General features: G+C 71.0%; 24 protein-coding genes and 1 pseudogene. 12 read left to right on the plus strand and 13 right to left on the minus strand.

Going from position 1 to position 24,399, the window contains the following annotated elements; genetic code table 11:
• Positions 1-224: 224 nt before the first annotated feature.
• Together AB5J50_RS11530 and AB5J50_RS11535 are read left to right on the plus strand one after the other, a co-directional pair.
• Positions 225-1,406 carry a glycosyltransferase family 39 protein gene (locus tag AB5J50_RS11530; protein ID WP_369257260.1) on the plus strand — a complete coding sequence of 394 codons (1,182 nt, stop codon included), beginning with the start codon at positions 225-227 and terminating at the stop codon, positions 1,404-1,406.
• A gap of 208 nt (positions 1,407-1,614) precedes the next feature.
• Positions 1,615-2,643, plus strand: a complete 1,029-nt coding sequence (locus AB5J50_RS11535) for a phosphatase PAP2 family protein (protein WP_369257262.1) — start codon at positions 1,615-1,617, stop codon at positions 2,641-2,643.
• A 177-nt stretch (positions 2,644-2,820) separates the two neighbouring features.
• On the opposite strand, the gene AB5J50_RS11540 is transcribed toward AB5J50_RS11535, so the two are convergent.
• Complete coding sequence (locus tag AB5J50_RS11540) at positions 2,821-3,033, minus strand: I78 family peptidase inhibitor (RefSeq protein ID WP_327427621.1); 213 nt, start codon at positions 3,031-3,033, stop codon at positions 2,821-2,823.
• Positions 3,034-3,438: 405 nt separating this feature from the next.
• On the opposite strand from AB5J50_RS11540, the gene ctaD reads away from it, so the two are divergent.
• Positions 3,439-5,130 (plus strand): cytochrome c oxidase subunit I, encoded by a 1,692-nt coding sequence (ctaD, locus tag AB5J50_RS11545; protein WP_369257264.1) that lies wholly within the window; start codon positions 3,439-3,441, stop codon positions 5,128-5,130.
• On the opposite strand, the gene AB5J50_RS11550 is transcribed toward ctaD, so the two are convergent.
• From AB5J50_RS11550 to AB5J50_RS11560, 3 genes are all read right to left on the minus strand, one after another.
• The gene (locus AB5J50_RS11550) at positions 5,012-6,049 is read right to left on the minus strand and encodes a helix-turn-helix transcriptional regulator (RefSeq protein ID WP_369257266.1); all 1,038 of its coding nucleotides are present in this window, start codon (positions 6,047-6,049) and stop codon (positions 5,012-5,014) included. The two genes, ctaD and AB5J50_RS11550, sit on opposite strands and share 119 nt — an antisense overlap.
• Before the next feature lie 538 nt (positions 6,050-6,587).
• Complete coding sequence (locus AB5J50_RS11555; protein ID WP_369257268.1) at positions 6,588-7,874, minus strand: ABC transporter substrate-binding protein; 1,287 nt, start codon at positions 7,872-7,874, stop codon at positions 6,588-6,590.
• Positions 7,849-8,400 carry a hypothetical protein gene (locus AB5J50_RS11560; protein ID WP_369265369.1) on the minus strand — a complete coding sequence of 184 codons (552 nt, stop codon included), beginning with the start codon at positions 8,398-8,400 and terminating at the stop codon, positions 7,849-7,851. Before AB5J50_RS11560 ends, AB5J50_RS11555 begins: the two co-directional genes overlap by 26 nt.
• Positions 8,401-8,522: 122 nt before the next feature.
• On the opposite strand from AB5J50_RS11560, the pseudogene AB5J50_RS11565 reads away from it, so the two are divergent.
• The 3 genes and pseudogenes from AB5J50_RS11565 to AB5J50_RS11575 form a co-directional block, all read left to right on the plus strand.
• Positions 8,523-8,984 (plus strand): annotated as a pseudogene (locus AB5J50_RS11565) (hypothetical protein); the annotation flags it as partial.
• A gap of 92 nt (positions 8,985-9,076) precedes the next feature.
• Positions 9,077-11,737, plus strand: a complete 2,661-nt coding sequence (locus AB5J50_RS11570; RefSeq protein WP_369257270.1) for an ATP-binding cassette domain-containing protein — start codon at positions 9,077-9,079, stop codon at positions 11,735-11,737.
• The gene (locus AB5J50_RS11575) at positions 11,734-12,462 is read left to right on the plus strand and encodes an ATP-binding cassette domain-containing protein (RefSeq protein ID WP_369257272.1); all 729 of its coding nucleotides are present in this window, start codon (positions 11,734-11,736) and stop codon (positions 12,460-12,462) included. Before AB5J50_RS11570 ends, AB5J50_RS11575 begins: the two co-directional genes overlap by 4 nt.
• On the opposite strand, the gene AB5J50_RS11580 is transcribed toward AB5J50_RS11575, so the two are convergent.
• Positions 12,350-13,024 carry a transglycosylase family protein gene (locus AB5J50_RS11580; RefSeq protein ID WP_369257273.1) on the minus strand — a complete coding sequence of 225 codons (675 nt, stop codon included), beginning with the start codon at positions 13,022-13,024 and terminating at the stop codon, positions 12,350-12,352. The genes AB5J50_RS11575 and AB5J50_RS11580 overlap by 113 nt on opposite strands.
• A 124-nt stretch (positions 13,025-13,148) precedes the next feature.
• Positions 13,149-13,826 carry a transglycosylase family protein gene (locus AB5J50_RS11585; RefSeq protein WP_369257275.1) on the minus strand — a complete coding sequence of 226 codons (678 nt, stop codon included), beginning with the start codon at positions 13,824-13,826 and terminating at the stop codon, positions 13,149-13,151.
• A 534-nt stretch (positions 13,827-14,360) separates the two neighbouring features.
• On the opposite strand from AB5J50_RS11585, the gene AB5J50_RS11590 reads away from it, so the two are divergent.
• A complete protein-coding gene (locus AB5J50_RS11590) occupies positions 14,361-15,137 on the plus strand; it encodes a hypothetical protein (protein WP_369257277.1) in 777 nt (258 codons plus the stop codon).
• Between the two features lie 238 nt (positions 15,138-15,375).
• A complete protein-coding gene (locus AB5J50_RS11595; protein WP_369257279.1) occupies positions 15,376-15,813 on the plus strand; it encodes a hypothetical protein in 438 nt (145 codons plus the stop codon).
• A gap of 64 nt (positions 15,814-15,877) precedes the next feature.
• Here the strand turns inward: AB5J50_RS11595 and der are convergent, their stop codons facing one another.
• The 6 genes from der to AB5J50_RS11625 all read right to left on the minus strand — a co-directional run bounded on the left by der (position 15,878) and on the right by AB5J50_RS11625 (position 20,972).
• Complete coding sequence (gene der, locus AB5J50_RS11600) at positions 15,878-17,362, minus strand: ribosome biogenesis GTPase Der (RefSeq protein WP_327427632.1); 1,485 nt, start codon at positions 17,360-17,362, stop codon at positions 15,878-15,880.
• Positions 17,363-17,438: 76 nt separating this feature from the next.
• Positions 17,439-18,152 carry a lysophospholipid acyltransferase family protein gene (locus AB5J50_RS11605; protein ID WP_369257281.1) on the minus strand — a complete coding sequence of 238 codons (714 nt, stop codon included), beginning with the start codon at positions 18,150-18,152 and terminating at the stop codon, positions 17,439-17,441.
• The gene (gene cmk / locus AB5J50_RS11610) at positions 18,110-18,805 is read right to left on the minus strand and encodes a (d)CMP kinase (RefSeq protein WP_369257283.1); all 696 of its coding nucleotides are present in this window, start codon (positions 18,803-18,805) and stop codon (positions 18,110-18,112) included. Before cmk ends, AB5J50_RS11605 begins: the two co-directional genes overlap by 43 nt.
• A 169-nt stretch (positions 18,806-18,974) precedes the next feature.
• Positions 18,975-20,060: a prephenate dehydrogenase gene (locus AB5J50_RS11615; protein ID WP_327427635.1), complete on the minus strand. Its 1,086-nt coding sequence runs from the start codon at positions 20,058-20,060 to the stop codon at positions 18,975-18,977.
• Positions 20,057-20,419: a chorismate mutase gene (gene aroH / locus AB5J50_RS11620; RefSeq protein WP_327427636.1), complete on the minus strand. Its 363-nt coding sequence runs from the start codon at positions 20,417-20,419 to the stop codon at positions 20,057-20,059. Before aroH ends, AB5J50_RS11615 begins: the two co-directional genes overlap by 4 nt.
• A 115-nt stretch (positions 20,420-20,534) precedes the next feature.
• Positions 20,535-20,972, minus strand: a complete 438-nt coding sequence (locus tag AB5J50_RS11625; protein WP_369257286.1) for a YidB family protein — start codon at positions 20,970-20,972, stop codon at positions 20,535-20,537.
• Positions 20,973-21,148: 176 nt separating this feature from the next.
• On the opposite strand from AB5J50_RS11625, the gene AB5J50_RS11630 reads away from it, so the two are divergent.
• The 4 genes from AB5J50_RS11630 to AB5J50_RS11645 all read left to right on the plus strand — a co-directional run bounded on the left by AB5J50_RS11630 (position 21,149) and on the right by AB5J50_RS11645 (position 23,718).
• Positions 21,149-21,817 carry a hypothetical protein gene (locus AB5J50_RS11630; protein WP_369257288.1) on the plus strand — a complete coding sequence of 223 codons (669 nt, stop codon included), beginning with the start codon at positions 21,149-21,151 and terminating at the stop codon, positions 21,815-21,817.
• Between the two features lie 77 nt (positions 21,818-21,894).
• Entirely contained in the window at positions 21,895-22,479 is a 585-nt protein-coding gene (locus AB5J50_RS11635; protein WP_369257290.1) for a DUF6529 family protein, read from the plus strand.
• Positions 22,476-22,895 (plus strand): Rieske (2Fe-2S) protein, encoded by a 420-nt coding sequence (locus AB5J50_RS11640; RefSeq protein WP_369257292.1) that lies wholly within the window; start codon positions 22,476-22,478, stop codon positions 22,893-22,895. The genes AB5J50_RS11635 and AB5J50_RS11640 overlap by 4 nt, the downstream gene beginning before the upstream one ends.
• A gap of 22 nt (positions 22,896-22,917) precedes the next feature.
• Positions 22,918-23,718, plus strand: coding sequence for a nucleotidyltransferase domain-containing protein (locus tag AB5J50_RS11645; RefSeq protein ID WP_369257294.1), 801 nt, complete (start codon positions 22,918-22,920; stop codon positions 23,716-23,718).
• On the opposite strand, the gene AB5J50_RS11650 is transcribed toward AB5J50_RS11645, so the two are convergent.
• The gene (locus tag AB5J50_RS11650; protein WP_369257296.1) at positions 23,623-24,396 is read right to left on the minus strand and encodes a nucleotidyltransferase domain-containing protein; all 774 of its coding nucleotides are present in this window, start codon (positions 24,394-24,396) and stop codon (positions 23,623-23,625) included. The two genes, AB5J50_RS11645 and AB5J50_RS11650, sit on opposite strands and share 96 nt — an antisense overlap.
• Between the last annotated feature and the right edge of the window lie 3 nt (positions 24,397-24,399).

Consider the following 24,399-nt stretch of genomic DNA (forward strand, 5'->3'; position numbering starts at 1 on the left):
CCCTGGGGCTGCGGCCTGGAGAGCGGAATCCCGGCCCACGCAACAAAGGCGAGTGAGCCGTCAGCGTACGCGAGTTCCCGCCAATGACGCGTGGCAGACCTCTCACGTTCTCCTGGCCGAGCGTGTGGTGTGCGCCACGCTCCCCCTGGTGCACCACGTCCCGCGGGGCCTGTCGGTTCCGGTGCCATCGAGGCCGGCTTCGGGTGCCGTCGATAATCGAGCCCGTGACCGATCTTGAGACGCCTGTCGCGATGCCGCCCCGCACGGGCGCCCTGCGCCGGGCCGCGCCCGCCCTGCTGGGGTACGCGGCCGTCCGCGCCCTGGGCCTCGTCGCGCTCGCCCTGTGGAGCGCGACGAACGGCAAGAGTGCCCACACGCTGCTGACGGCCCGCTGGGACGCGCTCTGGTACACCCGCGTCGCCGAGCTCGGCTACGGCTACGAGGTGCGCCTCCCGAACGGCGACGTCCACTCGAACCTCGCGTTCTTCCCGCTGCTGCCATGGCTGGAGCGGCTCGTCGCGGCGGTCACACCGCTGTCGTACGCGGACGCGGGCCTGCTGGTCAGCACGGTCGCCTCGCTCGCCGCGGCCTGGGGGATCTTCGCGGTCGCGGACCATGTGTACGGGCGCCGGGCCGGCGTCTGCGCCGTGCTCGTGTGGGCGGTGCTGCCGGTCGGCATCGTGCAGTCGATGGCGTACAGCGAGTCCCTCTTCACGGCGCTCGCCGCCTGGTCGCTCTACGCGGTGCTGACCGGCCGCTGGCTGACCGCGGGCCTGCTCGCCTCGCTCGCCGGGCTGACCCGCCCGGTGGGCATCGCGGTGGTCGCGGCCCTGTGGGTGGCGGCGATTACCTCGTTCGCAGGAGATTCCGTACGGAACCGGAGCGCACCCCGGCCGGGGGGCGCACCGGCGTGGCGGCGCGCCCTAAGCATGCTCCTCGCGCCCCTCGGCGCCGCCGGCTACGTGCTGTGGGTCGGCCACCGCACGGGCAAGGGCCCGCTCGGTTATCTCGACGTCCAGGCGGGCTGGCGCAACGGCTTCGACGGCGGTTACGCCTTTGCCCGCTTCGTCGGCGACAAGTTCACGTCGTTCCCGTCGGCCCTGGCCGGGGTCGGGCTGATCGTCGGGGTCGCGCTGATCGTCTGGCTGTACGTGACGTGCGTACGGCAAGGGCAACCCCTGCCGCTGCTGGTGTACGCGGGGGTCGTCACCGCGCTCGCCCTGTGCGCGTCGAGCTACTTCGGCTCGAAGCCGCGCCTCCTGCTGCCCGCCTTCCCCTTGCTCCTCCCCCTCGCCCTGTCCCTGGCCCGGCTGCGTACGTCCAGGTCAGCGCTGGTGCTCGGCGGGGTGGCGGTGGCCTCGGCGGTCTACGGGGCCTTCTGGCTGAACGGCTCCGGTCCCCCGTGAGAATTCCATACCAGGATTCGGTGAACGAATATATAAGCGCCATAAAGCCACGCTGTGCGCGATCAATGGAATTGAAGAGTCCGCTCACTGATGATTAAGAGATTCATTGGAAATAAACATGGTTCTGAGAGGAATCCCACATCACATCGTCATCACAAAGCGAGTGAATCGGCCTGGAACACAGCTCACTCGCTGTAACGTCGATTGAGTGCGTACCGAACGAAACCTCACCCGTCTGGACCGGGTCTTCGCCCGGCTGGACCGTGAGCCGGAACGACCGGCCGACATCGATGTGCCGAAGATGAGCCGGCACAGGGTTGTGCTCTTCGGAGCCACCCTGGCCTTCTACGTGGCCATTGTGTGGGCCGTGGCGATCACGTCGTGGCTGGTCCGGTTCGACTGGCAGGTCATGTTCTTCCGGCCCTATCAGCAGTGGCCGGAGATCCACGCGTTCCTCGACTACTACGTGGTGCTCGGCCAGCGCGGCCCCACGGCCGTGATGGTCGCCGCCTGGCTGGGCTGGCGCTCCTGGCGGCAGCACACCCTGCGCCCGCTGCTCACCCTGGGCGCCTCGCTGCTGCTGCTCAACATCACGGTCGGTGCCGCCAAGCTCGGCATGGGCCGCCTCGGCCCGCACTACGCCATCACGATCGGCTCGAACGAGATGGGACTCGGCGGCGATATATTCCCTTCGGGCCACACCGCCAATGCCGTCGTGACCTGGGGAATCCTGGCCTATCTGGCCTCGACCCCGAGGGCCAGACGCTGGCTGTCCGCGCTGTCCGCCGTGACCTCGCTCGGCGTCGGCCTCACCACCGTGTACCTCGGTACGCACTGGCTGAGCGATGTGCTCCTGGGCTGGGCCGCGGGTCTGCTGATCCTGCTGGCGCTGCCGTGGGTCGAGCCGCTGATCGCCCGCGCCGAAGCCGGGCTCTTCACGCTCCGCGACGCCTGGCGCGCCCGTCGCGGCCGTACGGCGCCTGCTCCGGCCTCCTCGCCGGTCGGCGCGCCCGTCATGGTCACGCAGCCCACCGGCGTGGACGAGGAGGTGCCGGCCCGCGAGACGGTCGGCACCGCCCGCTCGCCCCGGGCGCCCGTCTACCTGGCCCCCGGGCCGCACCTGGCCCGCTCCGAGCGCACCCCGGTGACCCCGGTCGGCAGCCGCCGCCCGCCACACGCGGACCGCGTGCCGCGCGCGACCACGACGACCTCCGCCCGCCCCCTGACGGGCGGCTGAGGGCGACAACTCCACAGGCCGATCAAGACCGCGGGGCCGGTACGCACAACCTCTCCCCGCACCACGAAGGCCCCGGGCTCCTCATGAGCCGGGGGCCTTCGCGCATTCCGTGGGTGGTGCCGCTTCCGTGGCTTCCGTGGGCTTCCGTGGGTGCTGCCGTCTCCCTGAACGGTGCCGTCAGCCCTTCCAGCAGCGGGTCACCCTGCCGTCGGTGACCTCGAAGTTCAGCCGGCCGAAGCGGTATTCCATGGTGATGATCGCGCCGGGCGGCAGCGAGCGCACCGAGGACCAGCCGTGCTCCCGGGCACGGTGCTCGGCGCTCCTCGCCTCCAGCCCGACATAGCTCTCCGGACTGTCCTGGGGCTCCGCGGGAGGGGTTATGGGTGCCATGACCGCCACGTTAGGCGGCGCACCCCGGCCGGGGAAGCCCAGGCCCGCGACGAAGCGTCACCTATCCCCCTCCGGTCACGCTTCTGTCACAGGATCACGACACGCGTTTCGGCCGAACTCCGTCACACGTACGAGGGGATCCGTACGTGTTCCGCACGCCTTCGAACGTAATTCGGAGCTACCGTGACGCAGTCCCGAATAGCCCAATGGAATGTGCGGATCCAGCCGTACGGCGAAGCCTTTCCATTCCGCTTCCGGGGCGTGTCCCGGAAGCTGACGCCGCATAAGAAATACACGGTTCCAGCACACAACCCCCGCACGCCCTCTGTCGGAGCACGGGGCGACGCGAGCATCATGGCGTGAGCTTCAGCGGGCCCAGTACGCGCGACGGCGAAGGGGCGAGCGATGGGGACGGACACCGCGCAGGCGGCGGCGCGACCCGTACGGCAGAAGCGGGCGGGGCGATTGGTCGTGGACTGGCTGACCACCACGGACCACAAGAAGATCGGCCACCTCTACCTGATCACGTCATTCGCCTTCTTCCTGATCGGCGGCCTGATGGCGCTGGTCATGCGCGCCGAACTCGCCCGGCCCGGCCTGCAGATCATGGACAACAACCAGTTCAACCAGCTGTTCACCCTGCACGGCACGATCATGCTGCTGCTCTTCGCCACCCCGACCTTCGCCGGGTTCGCCAACGAGATCATGCCGCTGCAGATCGGCTCCCCCGACGTCGCGTTCCCGCGGCTGAACATGCTGTCGTACTGGTTCTTCCTCTTCGGCGCCCTGATCGTGCTCGGCTCGCTCGCGGTGCCCGACGGACCGGCCGCCTTCGGCTGGTTCGCCTACGCCCCGCTCAACAGCCTGGAGCGCTCTCCGGGCATCGGCGCCGACATGTGGATCATGGGGCTCGCGCTGGCCGGCTTCGGCACGATCCTCGGCGCGGTGAACTTCATTACGACCATCGTCGGGATGCGCGCCCCCGGCATGACGATGTTCCGGCTGCCGATCTTCACCTGGAACACCCTCTTCACCTCGATCCTCATCCTCTTCGCGTTCCCGGTGCTCGCGGCGGCGCTGCTGGTCCTGGAGGCGGACCGGCGGTTCGGATCGGTGGTGTTCGACGCGGCCAACGGCGGCGCGCTGCTGTGGCAGCACCTGTTCTGGTTCTTCGGGCATCCCGAGGTCTACATCATCGCGCTGCCGTTCTTCGGGATCATCACGGAGATCCTGCCGGTCTTCAGCCGGAAGCCGATCTTCGGCTATCTGACCCTCGTGGCCGCGACGATGGCCATCACCGGTCTCTCGATCGTCGTATGGGCGCACCACATGTTCGCCACCGGCGCGGTGTTGCTGCCGTACTTCTCCTTCATGTCGTTCCTGATCGCCGTGCCCACGGGTGTGAAGTTCTTCAACTGGTCGGGCACGATGCTCAGGGGGTCCCTGTCCTTCGAGACACCCATGCTGTGGGCGACGGGCTTCCTGGTGACATTCCTGTTCGGCGGTCTGACCGGGGTGATCCTGGCGTCGCCGCCGCTCGACTTCCACGTCACCGACTCGTACTTCGTGGTCGCCCACTTCCACTACGTGGTCTTCGGCACGGTCGTCTTCGCGACGTTCGGCGGCTTCTACTTCTGGTGGCCCAAGTTCACCGGCAAGATGCTCGACGAACGGCTCGGCAAGATCCAGTTCTGGACGCTGTTCGTCGGCTTCCAGACCACGTTCCTGGTGCAGCACTGGCTGGGCGCCGAGGGCATGCCACGCCGGTACGCGGACTATCTGGCCGCCGACGGTTTCACGACACTCAACACCATCTCGACAATCGGCGCCTTCCTGCTGGGCTTCTCGACGCTGCCGTTCCTCTACAACGTCTGGAAGACCGCCAAGTACGGCAAGAAGGTCGAGGCCGACGACCCGTGGGGCTTCGGCCGCTCCCTGGAGTGGGCGACCTCGTGTCCGCCGCCCCGGCACAACTTCGTCACGCTGCCCCGGGTCCGCTCCGAGTCCCCGGCGTTCGACCTGCACCATCCGGAGTACGCGGCGCTGGAGCCGAAGCCCGCTCCAGCGCCCGGGACAGCCGGTCCCGCGCCGTCCTGATCGCCTCGGTGAACTCGGCGGGTTCGATGATCTCGAACTCGAAGCCCATCAGCATCACGTGAATGACCATCACGTCGAGGCTCGCGGCTCCGGTGCGCAGTACGCAGCTGTCGTTCCCCTCGGCCTCCAGCGTCCCGTCGGAAGGCGAGATCCGCTCGGCCGCCTCCTCCAAGGGCACGAACAGCCGGACGAGGGCGTGTGAGGCGTACGCGCGCGTGGAGACGCCTTTGGCGACGTACGCCGCCAGGTCCTCGGCCGGTGGCGTACGGGGCGGGAAGCGCGGTCCGTGCGGCGGCTTGGGCGTGATGCGGTCCACCCGGAACGTACGCCAGTCGTCGCGCTCGACGTCCCAGCCGACCAGGTACCAGCGGCGCTCGGTGCACACCAGGCGGTGCGGTTCGACGGTACGGCGGGTGGCGACACCCCCGTGATCGCGGTACTCGAAGCGCAGCCGCTCGGAGTCGCGGCAGGCGTTGGCCAACTCGGTGAGAACGCCCGGGTCGACGGCCGACGGCTGCGGGCCGCGCAGCATCGGCACAGTGAACGCGTTCAGGGCGCCCACGCGACGGCGCAGCCGGTGCGGCAGCACCTGTTCGAGCTTGGCGAGAGCGCGCACGGACGTCTCGCCAATACCCTCGATGCCCTGCCCGGCGGCCGTGCGCAGCCCCACCGCCACGGCCACCGCCTCGTCGTCGTCCAACAGCAACGGCGGCAACTCCGCACCCGCGCCCAGCTGGTAGCCACCGCCGGTGCCGGGGCTGGCGTTGACGGGATACCCCAGCTCGCGCAACCGGTCCACATCCCTGCGAACAGTCCTGGGCGTGACCTCGAGCCGGTCCGCCAGGTCGGCCCCGGACCATTCACGGTGTGCCTGCAACAGCGAGAGCAGCCGCAGCAGTCGTGCCGATGTCTCCAACATGGCCCAGAGTCTGCCAGCCCTTGCGGACAGGGCTTGTCCGCAAGGGTCCGCAGGTTGCGGGACATTGGGTGTTCGTTTGCCTGCGGGTGGGTGGGGGCTGGTCGCGCAGTTCCCCGCACCCCTAAAGAACCAGCCCGTTCGTCAGCCGCGGACCGGTGGGGGCTGGCCGCGCAGTTCCCCGCACCCCTAAAGAACCAGCCCGTTCGTCAGCCGCGGACCGGTGGGGGCTGGCCGCGCAGTTCCCCGCGCCCCTAAAGAACCAGCCCGTTCGTCAGCTGCGGACCGGTGGGGGCTGGCCGCGCAGTTCCCCGCGCCCCTAAAGAACCAGCCCGTTCGTCAGCTGCGGACCGGTGGGGGCTGGCCGCGCAGTTCCCCGCGCCCCTAACGGCTCGGGGCTGCGCCCCGTCGCCCCCCGGCCCGCCCCCGGTCTCATGTGTCTTTAGGGGCGCGGGGAACTGCGCAATCTTTTAGGGGGGTCTGGGGGCGCAGCCCCCAGGGATGGGACGGGTAGGGGCGGCGGGGGCGAAAGAACCCACCGTCACGGCCGATACGACAGTTGTGGCACGTCGAAGCAGTTGGTGTTCATGTTGCCTTGGGAGACCCAGCCCCGGCCGTCCTGCCAGCGGGCCACCGACAGACAGGCCCGGCGGGCCTTCGGCGGCTCGGCCAGACGCTCGTAGGAAACGGGAATCAGCAACCCGCCGGCGCCATACGGCTCGCCATGGTTCATGAAGTCGTCGACGCACGCCCGCGTGACCCCCACACCCCCACACGACTTCGCCGCGTCGGCGAACCACATCGCAGCCGCCCACCCCTCCAACTGCCACTGGGAGTGTTCCTTCAGCCCCTTGGTCGCATCACGGAACTCCCGTACAGCCGCATCGGACGTGTCCTCGTAGTTACGACTGGACCCGGTAGCCCACAGGACGTTCCGACAGCGCGGAGAGTCCTTGAAGTCCGAGGGAACGGTGGACGTCCAGTTCTGCACATTGGTGACCTTGGCAATGACCTTGGCACCGACGTCATCCATGGCCTTGCACAGTTGCGCGTTCCCATGCGTATCGATGGCATCGAACACAAGATCGGCACCCTGCTCCTTCAAGTCGGCTGCGGCGGCACGGAAGTTGGGCAGCGCGAAGTCGACCTGTTCGGTGACCACCTTGTAGCCCTCGGCCTTCAGCCCCTGGGTGACCAGCCGGGCGTAGGCGGCCGACGCGGACTGGTTGTAGGAGACGACGGCGGCGGTACGGGCGCCCTGTTCACGCTTGAAGTAGCGGTAGACCTCGGTGCCGCCGTACAACTTCCCGCCCCAGCCCACCTCGCCGTCGCGGGGCGCGAGGCTGCCGTAGATCCCGTAGAGGTGCGGATACGTGTCGTACGCCGGGCCGATGGGCTGCCCCCCGATGTCGGGCACGCGCGCGTGGGACACCCGGGAGGCGCCCGCGTAGTCGAGGGCGGTGGTGGCGACGAGGGCGACGACCTGGTCCTCGTCGACGAGTTTGTGCACGCACTCGTTGTTGCCGACCCCGCTGCCGCCGTCGTCGCACAGCCGCACCTCGACCCGCCGCCCGTCGATCCCGCCACGGGAGTTGAGCCGGTCGAAGTAGGCCTTCGCCCCGTCGCGCGGCCCGGTGAAGACCGAGCCGCCGACGGGACTGGTGGCGCTGGTGATGATGCCGACGCGGATCGGGGCGGCGCCTCCTTGTTGCGTGGGCGTGGAGCGGTTCTCGAAGTCGCTCTCGGGGAGGCGGCTGCCGCAGGCCGTGCCGAGAAGGAGCAGCACGGCCAGGGCGGCCGACTCAGCAGCCGGGGCCGGGCGACTCATTGCCGCTCAGCTGGACCAGCGCGCAGAGCGTCTTGACGGAGACCTTCCAGGTGCCGTCCTGCTCAACGGCCGTCCCGGAGGCGCCCGGCAGGGCGGTCGCGCCCTTGAGGGTCAGCGAGTACGTCACGTTCGCGTCGGTCGGCGAGGTGAACTCGACCTTCTCGACCTTCGCCTGCACCTGCTGGCCGCGCTTGTCGCCGTTGAAGCCCTGCAGGACCTTCGTCATCTGGTCGCCGTTCTCCAGGACGGCCTGCTTGTCCTTCTGGGAGACGGCCGGGTCGAAGAACTTCTCCCAGTTCTGCTTGACCTCCTTCTCGGCCGCCGCCGGATCGGACGGTGCCGTGGGGCTGGGCTCGGCGCTGCTGGACTGCCGTACGGAGGGGGTGGGCGGAGGGGCGCTGGTGCCGCCTCCGCTGTCGTCGCTGCACGCCGTGAGGGCGGCGGCGAGGACGAGGACCGCCACCGCTGCCACGCCCCGGCCGTTGCCCCGCCTGAGGTCGCTCCCGAGAACCAACTGGCTCACCACCGGGTGTCGGTCCGGGCCATGTGCGCCCGGTGCTTTCAGGGTCAGCTTCCAGAAGGCATAGTGCAAGCCATTGGCTGACATGGACAGTCAATGGACAAACACACGACGTGTGGGAGCCCCGGATGCGGACAGCTCGACTGCGCACTGTGCACCCCGTCCTGTGGGCCGGCTGGGCCGCGCTCGCCACCGGAGCGGTGTTGTGCGTCATCGGCTGGTACGGGATCTCCGGCGAGCGCTACGCGGAGCGCCAACTGCCGTACCTCGCGTCCTGTACGGTCCCCGGAGCCGCGCTGATCATCGCGGGCGCGGTCCTGCTCACGCACGGCAGGAACGCCCTGGCGGCAGCACGCGTCGAGGAGTTGTACGGGCTGCTCGTGGCGGCCGAGCCCGCCGACGCCGACGAGTCCGGGCAGGTGGCGGTCGCGCCCCTGGCCACCAGCGGCAAGCTGCTCATGGTGCCCGGCGGCACGCTGTGGCACCGCGCCGACTGCCCGTTGGTCGCCGGGAAGCCACAGGCCGTACCGGTCGACTCGCGGGTCATGATGATCGGGGACCTGGGGCCGTGCCCGATCTGTGAACCGTCCGCGGGCAAGAGACCGTCAGCCGCAGACAACCCGTTCGCCACCGATGGACCGCTCACCCCCGATGAATCGTCCGCCACCGATCCGGGTGACTGATGTCGTCGCTGACGTACGACCTCACCCTCGCCGGTCTCTCGGTCGGCAGCGCCGCCGCGCTCACCGGGATAGGACTGATCGTCACCCACCGGGCGACCGGCGTGCTCAACTTCGCGCACGGCGCGATCGCGATGGTGTGCGCGTATCTGCTGCGCCAGTTCACGGTCGAATGGGGCTGGCCGCTCGCGCTCGGCGCCGCGGTGACGCTGCTGCTGGTGGCTCCGGCGATCGGCATGGCCCTGGAACGCTTCGTCTTCCGTCCGCTGTCCGTGCTGGGCGGTGACCCGGCGCAGACCCTCGTCGCGTCCATCGGCGTCTTCGTGCTGCTGGTCGGCGGGGCCGCGCTGGTGTGGGGCACGGGAGCGCGCGCGGACGCGCCGACGCTGGTGTCGGCGGACCCGTGGGGGCAGCTGGCGGTGGCCGTCGCGCTGGCCGTCGGCGTGGGGGCCGTGACGCGCTGGACCCGTTTCGGCACGGAGCTGCGGGCCGTCGTCGACGACCGCTCGCTGGCGGTGCTGGGTGGCATCGACGCGGACCGGGTGGCCGCGGCGGGCTGGGCCTTCGGCTCGTTCACGGCGGGCCTCACGGGCGTGCTCCTCGCCCCTTACGTGCGCCTCGACCCGTACGGCATGCCGCTGCTCGTCATGGAGGTGATGGCGGTGGCGGTGGCCGCCCGGATGTGCAGCCTCCCGGTCGCCGTCGTGGTGGCCCTCGGCATCGGGGTCGCGCAGAGCCAGTTGACGCGGCTGCACCCCTCGGGCTGGGCGGAACCGCTGCTCCAGGCGGTCGGCGCGAACCTGTTCGTGGTCGCGCTGCTGATCGCGGCGCTCGTCCTGCCCGGCATCGGCACCCGCGACGCGCTCCCGCGCACGGCGACGGCCCGGGTGGCGACGCCACCGGGGGCCTGGATCGTGGCGGTCGTCCTGTTCCTGCTGCCCCTGGGGTTCGCGGGCTCCGACCTGCATACGTCGGTGCAGGTGCCCGCGCTCGGTGTCGTCCTTCTGTCCCTGGTCGTCGTGACGGGCCGCGGTGGCCAGATATCGCTCGGGCAGGCGGCGTACGCGGGTCTGGGTGCCCTCTTCACGGCCCTGCTGGCGGCGGGCCGCTTCCCCGGCCTGCCGCGCCTGCCCGAACTGGCCGCGCTCGCGGTGGCCGTGCTCCTGGTCGCCCCACTCGGCGTTCTGACCGGCTGGCCGGCCATCAGCCGCCACGGCCTGGCCCTCGCGCTGGCCACCTTCGCGGTCGGTGTGGGCGTCAGCCGCTTCGTCTTCGCCCAGCCGTACGCCACATCGGGGCTGGCCCTCGACCGCCCGACCGGCTTCGACGGGGACCGCGCGTACTACGTACTCGAACTCGCCCTCCTCGCCGCCGCGTTGCTGGCCGCGAACGCCCTGCGCCGAGGCCGCACCGGCCGGGCCCTGGCCGCCATGCGCGACCACGAGCCGGGCGCCTCGGCGGCGGGCGTCCGCGTCCCGGCCCTGAAACTCACCGCGTTCGTCGCGGGCGCCGCCCTGGCCGCGCTCGGCGGCGGCATGCTCGGCATGGGGCTGCGCGCCTTCGACGCCACGGCGTACGACCCCGTGCGCGGGCTGCTCTGGTTCGCGGCCGTCGTGGTCCTCGGCGCCGACAGCGTCCTCGGCGCCCTGGCCGCCGCCGCCCTCCTCGTGGGCCTCGACGCGGGCGCGCGCGGCGGGGTGGCGGCGGCTCTGATCGGGGTACTGGCCGTCCTCGTCGGCCGCTTCCCCGGAGGCCCGTACGAGGCACTCCGCACGACGGCCTCCCGACTGCGACTGCGCCGCCGGGCGACACTGACCCCGTTGGGGGCACGCGTACGACGGCAACTGCGGCCGGCGGAACCAAGCCGTGCCGCTCCCGCCCAGCAGCCGGGCGAGCCGCCGGGCCGACCGGACGGCACCGCGCCACCCGGCCGGGCCACGCCCCGCCGTTCACTTCCCCCGCTGGAACTCACCACCCCCCAGTCTCTGAGCGCCCGCCAACTCCATGTCACCTACGGTGGCTTCACCGCCCTCGACGGGGTCTCCCTCGACATCCGGCCCGGACGCGTGACCGCCGTCGTGGGACCCAACGGCGCCGGGAAGAGCACTCTCTTCCACTGTCTCGCCGGGACGCTGCGCCCGTCGAGCGGGAAGGTGCTGCTCGGGGGGCACGACATCACCCGGACGGCCGCGCACGCGCGGACCCGGTCCGGTGTCGCGCGGACCTTTCAGCAGCTGGCGGTTTTCCCCTCGTTGACCGTCGCCGAGAATGTCCGGGTGGGCGCCGAGCAGGGACGGATAGCCGATCCGGCGGCCGTGGAGCGGGCGTTGCGGCTGCTCGGGCTCGACGGGCCGGTGCGGGCGCTGCCCGCGGCGGGTCTGCCGACCGGGACCCTCCGGCGCGTCGAGCTGGCGCGGGCGCTCGCCGGGAGTCCACGGGTGCTCCTGCTCGACGAACCGGCGGCCGGACTCGACACCGGCGAAGTGACCGCGCTGACCCGCGTGTTGCGGGCCCTCGCCGCGGACGGCATGGCTCTCCTCGTCGTGGAGCACGACCTCGACCTGGTCGCCGACCTGGCCCATACGGTCCATGTCATGGCGGCGGGGCGGATCGTCACCTCCGGCCCCGCCGACCGCGTACTGGAGACGAGGTCCGGCGGATGAGCATCGCCCTGCGCCACGCGCGCGTGCGCTACGGCCCCCTGGAGGCCCTGCACGGCGTGACCCTCGTCGCCCCGGGCCCCGGCCTCACCGTGCTGCTGGGCCGCAACGGCTCCGGCCGTACGACCGCGCTGCGCGCCCTCGCGGGAACCGTGCCGCTGTCCGGCGGCGCCGTCGTCTGGGACGGCGCCGACGTGACCCGCATGCCCGCGTACGAGCGCGCCCGGCGCGGACTGTGCCTCGTCCCGGAGCGCCGGGCCGTCTTCGGCTCGCTCACGGTCCGCGAGAACCTGGAGCTCGCCGCCGCCGGCTTCGCCGCCGCCCTCGACGCCTACCCGCAGCTGGAACCTCTCCTCTCCCGCCGCGCCGGCACCCTCTCCGGCGGCGAACAGCGCATGCTCGCCCTCTCCCGCGCCCTGCTGGCACGCGCGCGCGTGGTGCTCGTCGACGAGCCCGCGCAGGGCATGTCGCCGACCGTCGCGGCACGGACGTACGAGCTGCTCGGTGGCCTCGACGCATGCGTGGTGGTCGCGGAACAGCGGCTGCCGCCCGGCCTGCGCGAGAGGTCCGGGCGGACGACGTACGTCCATGAACTGCGCCGCGGCGCGGTCGTGTTCAGCGGAGAGGCGGCCGAGGTCGCCCGGACGACGACGGGAGCGACGGGGCCAGGGGCGGGCCGAACAGGACGAGGTCCGAGTGGCGGGCGCCGGCCGAGCCCTTCGGGATGACGAGCAGTGTGCCCACGTTCAGCCGGTCCGGACGGCTGCCGATCATCTTCTTGTTGGCCTCGTACAGCGCCTTCCAGCCGCCCTTGACCTGATACTTGCGGGCGATCGAGTAGAGCGTCTCGCCGGCCTTCACCACATGCATACGGCCCTGCAGTTTGTACCTCTTGGAACAGACGGGCCAGGCCTCCCACCCCTGGGCGGCCAGCACCTCCTCGGCAACCGCGATCTGCTCCTCTCGCGTGGCGAGATCGGCGCGCGGGGCGTACGCGAGCCCGCCGAACGCCACCCAGGTGGGCTGCCAGAACTGGAGCCCTCCGTAGAAGCCGTTCCCGGTGTTCGCGTCCCAGCGGCCGCTGCTCTCGCACTCGGCGATGCAGGCCCAGGGCCACTGGTCCTTCACGCAGTCGTACTGCACCCGCGCCGACTGGGGGCCGGGGAGCGGGGGCGGGGGCGCGGCGGTGGCCGCCCCCGGTGGAACGAGGACGGCCAGGGCGGCGGCGACCACGGCCGCGTACCGAACGCGCTTGATCGACGGGGTCGGCATGGTTCGCGTGGCCGGCATGAGGTACATCGGTCCACGCTAAGCAGCACGCCCCGCCCGCCCGTTGAGCCGCGCCGGGGCGGCCATGGCCCCACCCGGTCGGAGGACCGGGCGGGGCCCCGTGCCCGGACGGGGGGAGCGGAACTCAGAGGTCGAGCCGCTGCCCGGGCACGATCAGGTCGGGATCACCGCCGATGACGGCCCGGTTGGCGGCGTAGATCTTCCGCCAGGTGGTCCCGTGCCGCGCGGCGATACCGCTCAGCGTGTCGCCGCCGCGGACGGTGTAGTCGCCGCGGGAGGCGTCACGGTTGGTGTGGCCCGACGGTCGTGCCGGCGCCTTCGACGGCTTCGACTTGGACGGGGCCGACTTCGGTGTCGACTTCGTGACGGCCGTGCCTCCGGCTGCCGCGGCGCCCGAGGACGCCGGCGCGTTTCCGTACGCTCCGGCGCGCGCCGAACAGGTGGGCCACGCGCCCCATCCCTGTGCGTGCTGGACCTTGGTGGCGATGGCGATCTGCGCGGCCCTGGAGGCCTTGTCGGCGGTCGACGCGTAGGCGGTGCCGCCGTACGCGCGCCAGGTGCCGGCGGAGAACTGGAGCCCTCCGTAGTAGCCGTTGCCGGTGTTGATGTGCCAGTTCCCGCCGCTCTCGCACTTCGCGATGCGGTCCCACACTCCACTGTCGGCCGCGGCGGCGTCACCGGTCGCGGCGAGCAGTCCGAGCGGGGCGAGCAGAGCCGCCCCGGCGAGGACCGCCGTCGTACGAGCCTTGGTCGTCGTACGAGCCTTATGCGTGTTCTGAGTGTTCTCGGCACATGCGGACATGTAGTTCCCTCTCGGAACACCCGGGGTCCCCCAAGGCGGGGCGCGATTCCCTGCGTGTAGGACGCGGTCGTCGCGCTCCGCCCCGTCCGCCGGAGGCTGTGCTGCGAGCTGGCTTGGTTCGGCCGGCGGACGTACCCGAGCGGTGCTCGTTGCACACGGCCGAGAATCTAGGGACCTTGTCGCCCCGATATCAACCAACTCCTTGTCATTCGAGGCCAGTTAGCCGTTACCGCGAGTATCGTCGATTTTCGGCCACCCACTTCATTGGGTGATTTCCGGATTTGTCGACCTGTCACTCCAGCGATCTGTGACTCACCTCACCGGCTCAACTTCCTTGGAATTCCTAGAAGTTGACTTGGAGTGACAGATTCCGCAGGTGACCTCACCCTGCGCTTCGGATGGTTCGATTCCGTTCGCTCCCGGGCGTGACTCCGGCCACAGATCGCCCGTTGTCATCTTCATGAGCCGGGGACCCCCGGTTCATGGGCCGGGAGCCACCCGGCCTCACCACGCACCGCATCCCGAGGAGCCACCGTGCCGCGCATGCTCGACGTCAGCGACGACGTACGCGCCGAGATCGGCAACGAAGAAGCCGACCGCCTGCTCGCCGGAGAGAACGCCCCGGGCAGTTACGACTGCACGTCGTGCCGCACTCCTGGCGACTCGGAACAGGAGCGCACCAGCACCGTCCTGTTCATCGGCGACGAGACCGCCGTCCTCGCCTTCGCCCACGCCACCTGTCTGCCCTCACAGGTCGTGCAGGTCACCGAGGAGCAACTGCAGGGCGCCGTCCGCTCGATCCACCCCGACGGCGGCGTACCCGCCCAGGCCGCGCCCGAACAGGCCGTGCTCGGCGTCACCAGCGGACTCGTCCTGATCAGCGGCGAGTTGCACCCGGCGCTCGTCGTCGAGCCGACCGGGCCGATCGTGCGCCCCGGCTCGACCGACATCGGCGACGACTTCCTGCCCCTCCTCATCGAGCAGGGCTTCATGCCGGTGACCGCGCTGAGCTCGGTGCCGCCCGTGCTGCACGGCTGGTCCGTGCTGCTCGCCGCGGGACAGCTGCACGCCGTGCTCCAGCCGGGCACCGGCGGCGGCTCGCCCGTTGCCTGGTGGCAGGCCCACCAGGCGCTCCAGGTCGCCGACAGCTGGCGGGCCGCCGCCAATAAGCACCAGCAGGTGCTGCTGTTCGCGGCGCCGGTCGGGTCGATCGGCCGCCAGCCCCGCGAGGACCTGCTGCGCGACGCGCTGGACAAGGCGGCGGCCAACGGGAAGCTGGTGGCTAGCGCGATGCCGCTCGCCGGAACGTGATCGCTCCGCTGGGCTGGGCGGGGAGCTGCGGGTGCGTTGTCGGGTGCGGGTGAGTCGTGGCTGGTCGCGCAGTTCCCCGCGCCCCTGACGGAGCCTTGCGGGTGCGTTGTCGGCTGCCGGATGTCTGTGGCTGGGCGCGCAGTTCCTCGCGCCCCTTCAGGGCGCTGCGCGCTCCCGGTGACCTGCGAAAGCGTTCTGCTGGCCGCATCCGTTGGGCGGCGGGGTCGTTGGCACGTACGTGCACACCTACGACGTCCCCCGCCGCCGGCCCTTCCAGCCGGTCCCTCCCTCAAGCTCTCCACTCCGTTCGAGCAGGGAGGTACCCCCGGCGCGGCCGGCTCAGGATCCTCCGAGCGGCCCGTCGGCCACGCCGATCTACGACGCGCTCTATGCCGAGTGGGTCAGATCCTTCAGGGCCCTGCCCGGCGACCGGCACGGCGAAGAGGATCTGGGCTTCAAGGCGTTCGGGAGCCTGCCGCACGGGACGAGTTCCTTCGGCTCGTACAACTCGTTCAGCTCGTACAGCGCGGGTGCGCACTCCGCCCGCCAGAGCGCCGCGCAGCACGGGCACACCGCGACGGCTACCGCCATCTGGCAGCCGAGCGGGCGGCAGCACAGCACGGGAATGCACCACATCCCGGCCGCGCTGCCGCCCGCACCGCGCAGGGGACTCTGAAACAACAACAACGGGTAAGGGGCGGCTCCTTGGGGAGCCGCCCCTTACCCGTTGCCACTACTGCCTACTTCTTCTTGGCGCCGCGCTTCTCGCGCACCCGCACCGAGATGTGGATCGGCGTGCCCTCGAAGCTGAACTCCTCACGCAGCCGGCGCTCGATGAAGCGTCGGTATCCGTGCTCGATGAAGCCGGAGGCGAAGAGCACGAAGCGCGGGGGCTTGGTGCCCGCCTGCGTACCGAAGAGGATGCGGGGCTGCTTGCCGCCGCGGACCGGGTGCGGGTGGGCGGCGACCAGCTCGCCGAGGAAGGCGTTCAGCCGGCCGGTCGGGACGCGGGTCTCCCAGCCGTCCAGGGCCGCCTCGATCGCCGGGACGAGCTTCTCCATGTGCCGGCCGGTGCGCGCCGAGACGTTGACGCGGGGCGCCCACGCCACCTGGAGGAGCTCGGTCTCGATCTCCCGCTCCAGGTAGTAGCGGCGCTCCTCGTCGAGGGTGTCCCACTTGTTGAAGGCGAGGACGATCGCGCGGCCCGCCTCGACGGCCATCGTGACGATGCGCTGGTCCTGGACCGAGATGTTCTCGGAGGCGTCGATCAGGATGACCGCGACCTCCGCCTTCTCGACGGCGGCGGCGGTACGCAGCGAGGCGTAGTAGTCGGCGCCCTGCTGGAGGTGGACGCGCTTGCGGATGCCCGCCGTGTCGACGAACTTCCAGGTGATCCCGCCGAGTTCGATGAGCTCGTCGACCGGGTCACGGGTGGTGCCCGCGATCTCGTTGACGACCACACGCTCCTCGTTGGCCACCTTGTTCAGCAGCGAGGACTTGCCGACGTTCGGGCGGCCGATGAGGGCGATACGGCGGGGGCCGCCCACCGCGGTGCCGAAGGTCTGCGCCGGGGCCTCGGGCAGCGCCTCCAGGACGGCGTCCAGCATGTCGCCGGTGCCACGGCCGTGCAGCGCGGAGACGGGGTGCGGCTCGCCGAGACCGAGCGACCAGAGGTACGAGGCGTCGGCCTCGCCGCTCGGGCCGTCGACCTTGTTGGCGCACAGGACGACGGGCTTGCCGGCCTTGCGCAGGAGTCGTACGACCGCCTCGTCGGTGTCGGTCGCGCCGACCTTGGCGTCCACGACGAAGACGACCGCGTCGGCCGCCTCGATCGCGTACTCGGCCTGCGCGGCCACGGACGCGTCGATGCCGAGGACGTCCTGCTCCCAGCCGCCGGTGTCGACGAGCTTGAAGCGGCGGCCCGCCCACTCGGCCTCGTAGGTGACTCGGTCACGGGTGACGCCGGGCTTGTCCTCGACGACGGCCTCGCGGCGGCCGATGATGCGGTTCACCAGGGTCGACTTGCCGACGTTCGGGCGGCCTACGACGGCGAGAACGGGCAGCGGACCGTGGCCCGCCTCCTCGATCGCGCCCTCGACGTCCTCGATGTCGAAGCCCTCTTCCGCGGCGAGCTCCATGAACTCCGCGTACTCGGCATCGCCAAGCGCCCCGTGCTCGTGCTCGGCCGGGCCGGCCGAGCCGTCGGGCTGGATGTGGTCGTTCATGAAGTCCGTACCTCGTCGTTTTCGTGGTGATCGGTGGACCGCCCGTATGTCGGGTGATCCACTACTCAAGTGTCGCCTAGTGCCCGGCGGGGCGCCCGGCGTTTTCCGGGCGTCCGGTCAGACGCCTGGCGTGGTCCAGGTGGGCGCTGAGCTGCTTCTGGATGCGGACGGTCGCCTCGTCCAGCGCCTTGCGCGTACGCCGTCCGCTGCCGTCGCCCGCCTCGAAGGGGTCGCCGAAGACGACGTCGACCCGGCTGCGCAGCGGGGGCAGCCCCTTTATCAACCGGCTGCTCTTCTCGGAACTTCCCATGACCGCCACCGGGACGATCGGGGCCCCGCTGCGTACGGCGAAGTAGGCGAGCCCGGCGCGCAGTGAGGCGAAGTCTCCCTCGCCCCGGGTGCCCTCCGGGAAGATCCCGAGGACGCCGCCGCCCGACAGGACACCGAGCGCCTGGGTGATCGCCGTACGGTCGGTGGTCTCGCGGTCCACCTTCACCTGGCCGATGCCGAGCAGGAAGGGGTCGAGCGGGCCGATGAACGCTTCCTTCTTGATCAGGAAGTGCGTGGGCCGGGGCGCCACGCCCATGACCATCGGACCGTCGATGGCGTGCGAGTGGTTCACGGCCAGGATCGCCGGGCCGGTCGCGGGGACCTTCCAGGCGCCGAGCACGCGCGGCTTCCACAGCCCGTACATCAGGCCGACGCCGATACGGCGCCCGACCTCGGCGCCCCGCTCCGAGGGTGCGGTCACTTGGCGGCCCGCTTCTCCTCGACGAGGGTGACGACGCACTCTATGACCTGCTGGAGCGTGAGGCCGGAGGTGTCCACCTCGACCGCGTCGTCCGCCTTGGCGAGCGGGGAGGTCTTGCGGCTGGAGTCGGCCGCGTCGCGCTTGAGCAGGGCCTCGCGGGTGGTGTGTATGTCCGCGCCCTTCAGCTCACCGCTGCGGCGGGCGGCGCGGGCCTCCGGGGAGGCGGTGAGGAAGACCTTCAGGTCGGCGTCCGGCAGCACGGTGGTGCCGATGTCGCGGCCCTCGACGACGATCCCGTTCTCCGCGGACGCGGCGAGCGAGCGCTGCAGCTCCGTGATCCGGGCGCGCACCTCGGGCACCGCGCTGACCGCGCTCACCTTGGAGGTGACCTCCTGCGTGCGGATCGGGCCCGCGACGTCGGTCCCGTCGACCGTGATGGTCGGCTCGGCCGGGTCGGTCCCGGAGATGATCTCCGGCTTCCCGGCCACGGCGGCGATCGCTGACGGGTCCGTGATGTCGATGCCGTTGCTGACCATCCACCACGTGATCGCCCGGTACTGGGCCCCCGTGTCCAGGTAGCTCAGCCCGAGCTGCGCGGCGACGGCCTTCGAGGTGCTCGACTTGCCCGTGCCGGAGGGGCCGTCGATGGCGACAATCACAGCCGGGGCGGTCCGGGCGGCGCCGTTTTCCACGGTGGGAACACCTTCCTGGTGCGGGGTGGAGGTCTGTACGGGACACGATCGCGCCCCGCACAAGGTTACTGGCTCCCCGGACCCCGTATTACTGGCCCTTCCCGGGCCCCACGGCAAGGACCCGCTGCCGCAGCCGGCGAGCGGCCCTCTGCCGCAGCCGGCCAGTGGTCTACTGCCGCAGCGCCCAGCCCCGCTCCCGCAGCGCCGCGCTCAGCACCGGCACCGTCTTCGGTTCGACCATCAGCTGGACCAGGCCGGCCTGCTGGCCGGTCGCGTGCTCGATGCGTACGTCCTCGATGTTGACCCCGGCCATCCCCGCGTCGGCGAAGATGCGGGCCAGCTGGCCCGGCTGGTCGTCGATGAGGACGGCCACGACCTCGTACGCACGCGGAGCGGAACCGTGCTTGCCGGGGACGCGGACCTGGCCGGCGTTGCCGCGGCGCAGGACGTCCTCGATGCCGGTGGCGCCCACGCGGCGCTTGGCCTCGTCGGAGGACTGGAGGGCGCGCAGGGCCTGCACGGTCTCGTCGAGGTCGGCGGAGACGTCCGCGAGGAGGTCGGCGACCGGCCCCGGGTTCGCGGAGAGGATGTCGATCCACATCCGGGGGTCGGAGGCCGCGATGCGGGTCACGTCACGGATGCCCTGGCCACAGAGTCGTACCGCCGCCTCCTCCGCGTGCTCCAGGCGCGCGGCGACCATGCTGGACACCAGGTGCGGCATGTGCGAGACGAGCGCGACGGCCCGGTCATGGGCGTCCGCGTCCATGACGACGGGAACGGCACGGCAGTGCGACACCAGTTCCAGGGCGAGGTTCAGGACCTCGGTGTCCGTGTCACGGGTGGGGGTGAGCACCCAGGGACGGCCCTCGAAGAGGTCGCCGGTCGCGGCCAGCGGGCCGGACTTCTCGCGGCCCGACATGGGGTGCGAGCCGATGTACGAGGAGAGGTCGAGGCCGAGCGCCTCCAGCTCGCGGCGCGGACCGCCCTTGACGCTGGCGACGTCGAGGTAGCCGCGGGCGACCCCGCGCCGCATGGCGTCGGCGAGCGTCGCGGCCACGTGCGCGGGCGGCGCCGCCACGATCGCGAGGTCGACGGGCCCCTCGGGCGCCTCGTCCGTGCCGGCGCCGAGCGCGGCGGCCGTACGGGCCTGCTCCGGGTCGTGGTCGGCGAGGTGGACGACGACACCGCGCGCGGCCAGCGCGAGGGCCGCCGACGTACCGATCAGGCCGGTTCCGATGACGAGTGCGGTCCTCACTGGGCGATGTCCTTGCGGAGTGCGCCCGCGGCACCCAGGTAGACGTGCACGATGTCGGCGCGCGGCTTGTCCGACTCGATGTGCGCGAGGACCCGTACGACACGGGGCATCGCACCCTCGATGTCCAGCTCCTGCGCGCAGATCAGCGGTACGTCGACGATGCCGAGCTTGCGGGCCGCGGCCGCCGGGAAATCGCTGTGCAGATCGGGCGTTGCCGTGAACCAGATGCTGATCAGGTCGTCCGTGGTGAGCGCGTTCCGCTCCAGGATGGCGGTGAGCAGCTCGCTGACCTGCTCGTCCATGTGCCCGGCCTCGTCCCGCTCCAGTTGGACGGCGCCCCGGACCGCTCGTACCGCCACGGTGATACTCCTCGCTGATCTACGTACTCGTCTTGTCACACCAGCGTAGTCAGCCCACAACGCGTGGGTGCGCGGCGCCCGCCTGACGAGACGGCCGCCGCGCACCGGGCACGGCTCAGAGCGACTGCTGCTTGATGAGGTCCTCCAGCGAGGTGCCGGCCTGCGGGAGCCGGCCGGTCGGGGTCAGCTTGTCGACCGCCTGGGGCAGGCTCTGCGCGATCTGGTCCGCGGCCTCCCGGGGGCTGACGCCGGTCTGGTCGGCGACCTTCTGGAGCGTCTCGCCGGGCAGTGCCTGGGTGATCTGTTCGCCGCTCACGGGCTTGTTCTCGCCGGTGCCGACCCATGACTGCGCCTGGTCGACCAGGCCGGACTTGGTGAGCATCTCCATCAGCCCGCCCAGCGGATTGCCGCCGTTGCTCTGGCCACCGGCACCGCCGAGGGCGCCGAGCAGCGCGCCCAGGATGTTGCCCGCGCCGGCACCTCCCGAGGTACTGCCCTGGCCGCCCCCGCCGAGGAGACCGCCCAGCAAGCTGCCGAGATCGTTACCCGCCATGGTCACGCCTTTCGAGGGTGCGGCCGGGGGGAGGTGACCGCCCGGCCTCAGACCCTGCCAATGTCACTTGAATCGCCCTATCCCGCCACTTGTAGTGAGAACACACCCGTACGCCTCTGGACGCGGGGGCGCGGGTCCGCTCTCATGGCAGGAGACTCGCCTCGGGGGAGGCCCGCATGAAGCGTCCAGGACCCCTTCTCACCCTTCTCGCGGGGCTGCTGCTCGGCGTGTTCATGTTGTCGCTCAACGCGACGACGGGGACGAAGAGCGCGTCGTCGTACCGGGAGGAGTCGCCCAGCCCCAAGGCGTCGGCGAGCCCGGCGCCCAGTTCGTCGCCCACGACGGCCACCCCGTCCCCCAGCCCTTCGAAGAGCGCGTTTCCCAACGCCGACTACGCGGGCCGTACCGACGACGACTCCTCGGCGGTCGCGGTCTCCCTGCGCGACGGCAAGGCGATCGCGTACTTCTGTGACGGGCGGGACAAGGAGTCGTGGCTGAAGGGCGACGTCAAGGACGACGGCACCATGAAGCTCACCGGCAAGAACGGCGCCGAGCTGAACGGCACGCTCAAGGACGGCAAGAGCATCCGCGGCACCGTCGACCTGGGCGGGCAGCGCTATGCCTTCACCGCCGACAAGGCGGTCAGGCCGTCCGGGCTGTACCGGGCGACGGCCACCGTGCGGGGCGCGAAGATCGACGGCGGCTGGATCGTGCTGCCCGGCGGCAAGCAGGTCGGCATCCTCGACCGCGACGGCAAGCCCTCGGCGGCACCCGAGATCGACCCGGAGACCGGTGCCGTGACGATCGACGGCCAGACCCTGACCGCACGCCCCGTCACCCCCTGACGCCGTATGCCTCACCGCCGGGCCCGCACCCCGACCCGGCCTCCTCGTCCGACCCCCTCCTCCGCAGGGAGCCGATCATGACCGTGGACCCGAACGCCGCCACCCAGGGCTTCCCGTCGCCCCAGCCCGCCCACCGCCGCCCCGGCGCGGCCCGTTATCTCGTCCCGGCTCTGGTCGCCGCGGCGGTCGCGGTCGGGCTCGGCGCGTACGGCAAGGTGCACGACCCGACGGGAACCGCCTTCAACCTCGCCGGCTTCAGCAGTACGGGCGCCGTGAAGTCATGGCTGGCGACGACGGCGTTCTTCTTCGCGCTCGTTCAGCTCGTCTCGGCGTTCATGGTGTACGGGAAGCTGCCGGGGCCCGGCTGGGCGCCGGTGCTGCACCGCTGGTCGGGGCGGATCGCGTTCCTGGTGGCGGTACCGGTCGCGGTGCACTGTCTGTACGCGTTGGGCTATCAGACGTACGAGCCGCGCGTTTTGTGGCACTCCGCCCTAGGTTGCTTCTTCTTCGGTGCTTTCAGTGCCAAGATGCTGCTGCTCCGCTCGGAGCGACTTCCCGGCTGGCTGCTGCCGATCCTCGGCGGCCTCGTCTTCGCCGTCCTGACGGCCATCTGGCTGACGTCCGCCCTCTGGTTCTTCCGTACGTTCGGAGTGACGACATGACCAACCGTTCGACGCGGCGCACGGTTCTTCTCGCGACAGGGACGTCCGCGCTGCTCGCGGGGTGCAGCAACTACGGCGACAGCAACGACTCGTCGACATCGTCGCCGTCCGTGGCGGCCGCCCCCAGCGGTCAGGAGCTGGCCGCGACGAGCGACATCCCGGTCGGCGGGGGCAAGATCTTCAAGGAACAGAAGGTCGTGGTCACCCAGCCGAAGAAGGGCGAGTTCAAGGCCTTCTCGGCGATCTGCACGCACCGGGGCTGCACGGTGGCCTCCGTCTCGGGCGGCACCATCAACTGCCCCTGCCACGGCAGCAAGTACAGCATCGAGAACGCGGCGGTGGAGGCCGGTCCGGCGCCGCGTCCGCTGCCCGCGGCGAAGATCACGGTGGAGGGAAATTCGATCCGCCTGGCGTGAGGCGGCACGTACGCTCCGGGACATGCATTCCGAGTCCCCGGTGTCGCCGGTGTCCCCGACGCCCATGGTGTCCCTGGTGCGCGACCACACGATCTACTCCTGTGTGATGGGGTCGCGCGCCTTCGGGCTGGCCACGGATGACAGCGACACGGACCGTCGGGGCGTGTTCCTCGCCCCGACGCCGCTCTTCTGGCGCTTCGAAAAGCCGCCGACGCATGTCGAGGGTCCGGCGGAGGAGCAGTTCAGCTGGGAGCTGGAGCGCTTCTGCGCCCTCGCGCTGCGCGCCAACCCGAACATCCTGGAGTGCCTGCACTCCCCCCTCGTCGAATACGTCGACGACACGGGCCGCGAACTCCTCGCCCTCCGCGAGGCGTTCCTCTCCCGCCAGGCGCACGACACGTTCGCCCGCTATGCGCTGGGCCAGCACAAGAAGCTGGAAGCGGACGTACGCCGGCACGGCGCGCCCCGCTGGAAGCACGCCATGCACCTCCTGCGCCTCCTGCTGAGCTCCCGCGACCTGCTGCGCACCGGCGCCCTGACGATCGACGTCGGCGACCAGCGCGAGCCGCTGCTCGCGGTGAAGCGGGGCGAGGTCCCCTGGCCGGAGTTCGAGACCTGGATGTCCCGCCTGGCAGCGGAGGCGGACGAGGCGGCTTCGAAGAGCCCCCTTCCGCCCGTGCCCGACCAGGCCCGCGTCGAGGACTTCCTGATCCGCGTGCGCCGGGCCTCAGCCCTCCAGGCCGCCCCCGAAGCCCTCCAGACGGACCCTGATGACGAACGCGTCCAGAGCGTCGTACACGGAGGGGGCGTCCGGCAGCGCTGACGCGTCCTGCGCCTCGTCCAGCAGGGCGTGCAGCCGCTCCACGTCGTCCCGCACGCGCGCGTGGGCGACGTCCGCGGCCCCGTGCTCCTGCTCGGCCTTCGCGGCGATCAGGTCCGGCAGATACGCGGGAGCGTCGATCTGCCCGAGCAGCGTGGGCAGATCGGCCTGCACCTCGCCGCTGCGCATCAGGTGAATGCCGGTGAGCAGCACACGGAACGTGTAGAGCAGCGGCTTGAGTTCGCCGGTCTTCTCGAAGAGCCGCCACTGCGTCGTCGCGAACCCCCGGTAGTGGTGGGCGTGATGGCTGGTGAGGACGCCGGGGGCGAGGCCGGCCAGCTCGCGGTGCGCGTCGGTGGTGTGCACGACGAGCGGCGACAGCAGCTGCTCCAGCACATAGCCGTTGCGCCGCAGCATCAGCCGTACGAACTTGCGCAGGTCGTGGGTGACGAGGTCCATCTCGACGCCGTCCCGGTCCCACATCCGCGACCGGGTCTCCTCGGGCTCGCGCAGCCCGACCAGTTCGGCCGTCGGCAACAGGTGGACGCCCCGCAGGTCGACGTCGGAGTCACGCGAGGGGAAGCCGTAGAGGTGCGCCCCGGAGACGGTGGCGAACAGCACCGGGTCGGGCTGTTCGGCCACCACGGCCGCGAGGTCGATGTCCAGGACGTCGTCAGTCATCCC

Origin of the sequence: Streptomyces sp. R35, from assembly GCF_041053035.1 — a bacterium.
GTDB lineage: Bacteria > Actinomycetota > Actinomycetes > Streptomycetales > Streptomycetaceae > Streptomyces > Streptomyces lutosisoli.

Bases quoted from the DNA above. Each gene is read 5' to 3' on its own strand.
- AB5J50_RS11555 (WP_369257268.1), bottom strand. From the start codon at position 7,874: ATGAGTCGCCCGGCCCCGGCTGCTGAGTCGGCCGCCCTGGCCGTGCTG.
- AB5J50_RS11585 (WP_369257275.1), bottom strand. From the start codon at position 13,826: ATGTCCGCATGTGCCGAGAACACTCAGAACACGCATAAGGCTCGTACG.
- AB5J50_RS11570 (WP_369257270.1), top strand. From the start codon at position 9,077: ATGTCGTCGCTGACGTACGACCTCACCCTCGCCGGTCTCTCGGTCGGC.
- AB5J50_RS11645 (WP_369257294.1), top strand. From the start codon at position 22,918: ATGCATTCCGAGTCCCCGGTGTCGCCGGTGTCCCCGACGCCCATGGTG.
- AB5J50_RS11580 (WP_369257273.1), bottom strand. From the start codon at position 13,024: ATGCCGGCCACGCGAACCATGCCGACCCCGTCGATCAAGCGCGTTCGG.
- ctaD (WP_369257264.1), top strand. From the start codon at position 3,439: ATGGGGACGGACACCGCGCAGGCGGCGGCGCGACCCGTACGGCAGAAG.
- AB5J50_RS11650 (WP_369257296.1), bottom strand. From the start codon at position 24,396: ATGACTGACGACGTCCTGGACATCGACCTCGCGGCCGTGGTGGCCGAA.
- AB5J50_RS11635 (WP_369257290.1), top strand. From the start codon at position 21,895: ATGACCGTGGACCCGAACGCCGCCACCCAGGGCTTCCCGTCGCCCCAG.
- AB5J50_RS11640 (WP_369257292.1), top strand. From the start codon at position 22,476: ATGACCAACCGTTCGACGCGGCGCACGGTTCTTCTCGCGACAGGGACG.
- AB5J50_RS11540 (WP_327427621.1), bottom strand. From the start codon at position 3,033: ATGGCACCCATAACCCCTCCCGCGGAGCCCCAGGACAGTCCGGAGAGC.
- der (WP_327427632.1), bottom strand. From the start codon at position 17,362: ATGAACGACCACATCCAGCCCGACGGCTCGGCCGGCCCGGCCGAGCAC.
- AB5J50_RS11575 (WP_369257272.1), top strand. From the start codon at position 11,734: ATGAGCATCGCCCTGCGCCACGCGCGCGTGCGCTACGGCCCCCTGGAG.
- AB5J50_RS11550 (WP_369257266.1), bottom strand. From the start codon at position 6,049: ATGTTGGAGACATCGGCACGACTGCTGCGGCTGCTCTCGCTGTTGCAG.
- AB5J50_RS11625 (WP_369257286.1), bottom strand. From the start codon at position 20,972: ATGGCGGGTAACGATCTCGGCAGCTTGCTGGGCGGTCTCCTCGGCGGG.
- AB5J50_RS11630 (WP_369257288.1), top strand. From the start codon at position 21,149: ATGAAGCGTCCAGGACCCCTTCTCACCCTTCTCGCGGGGCTGCTGCTC.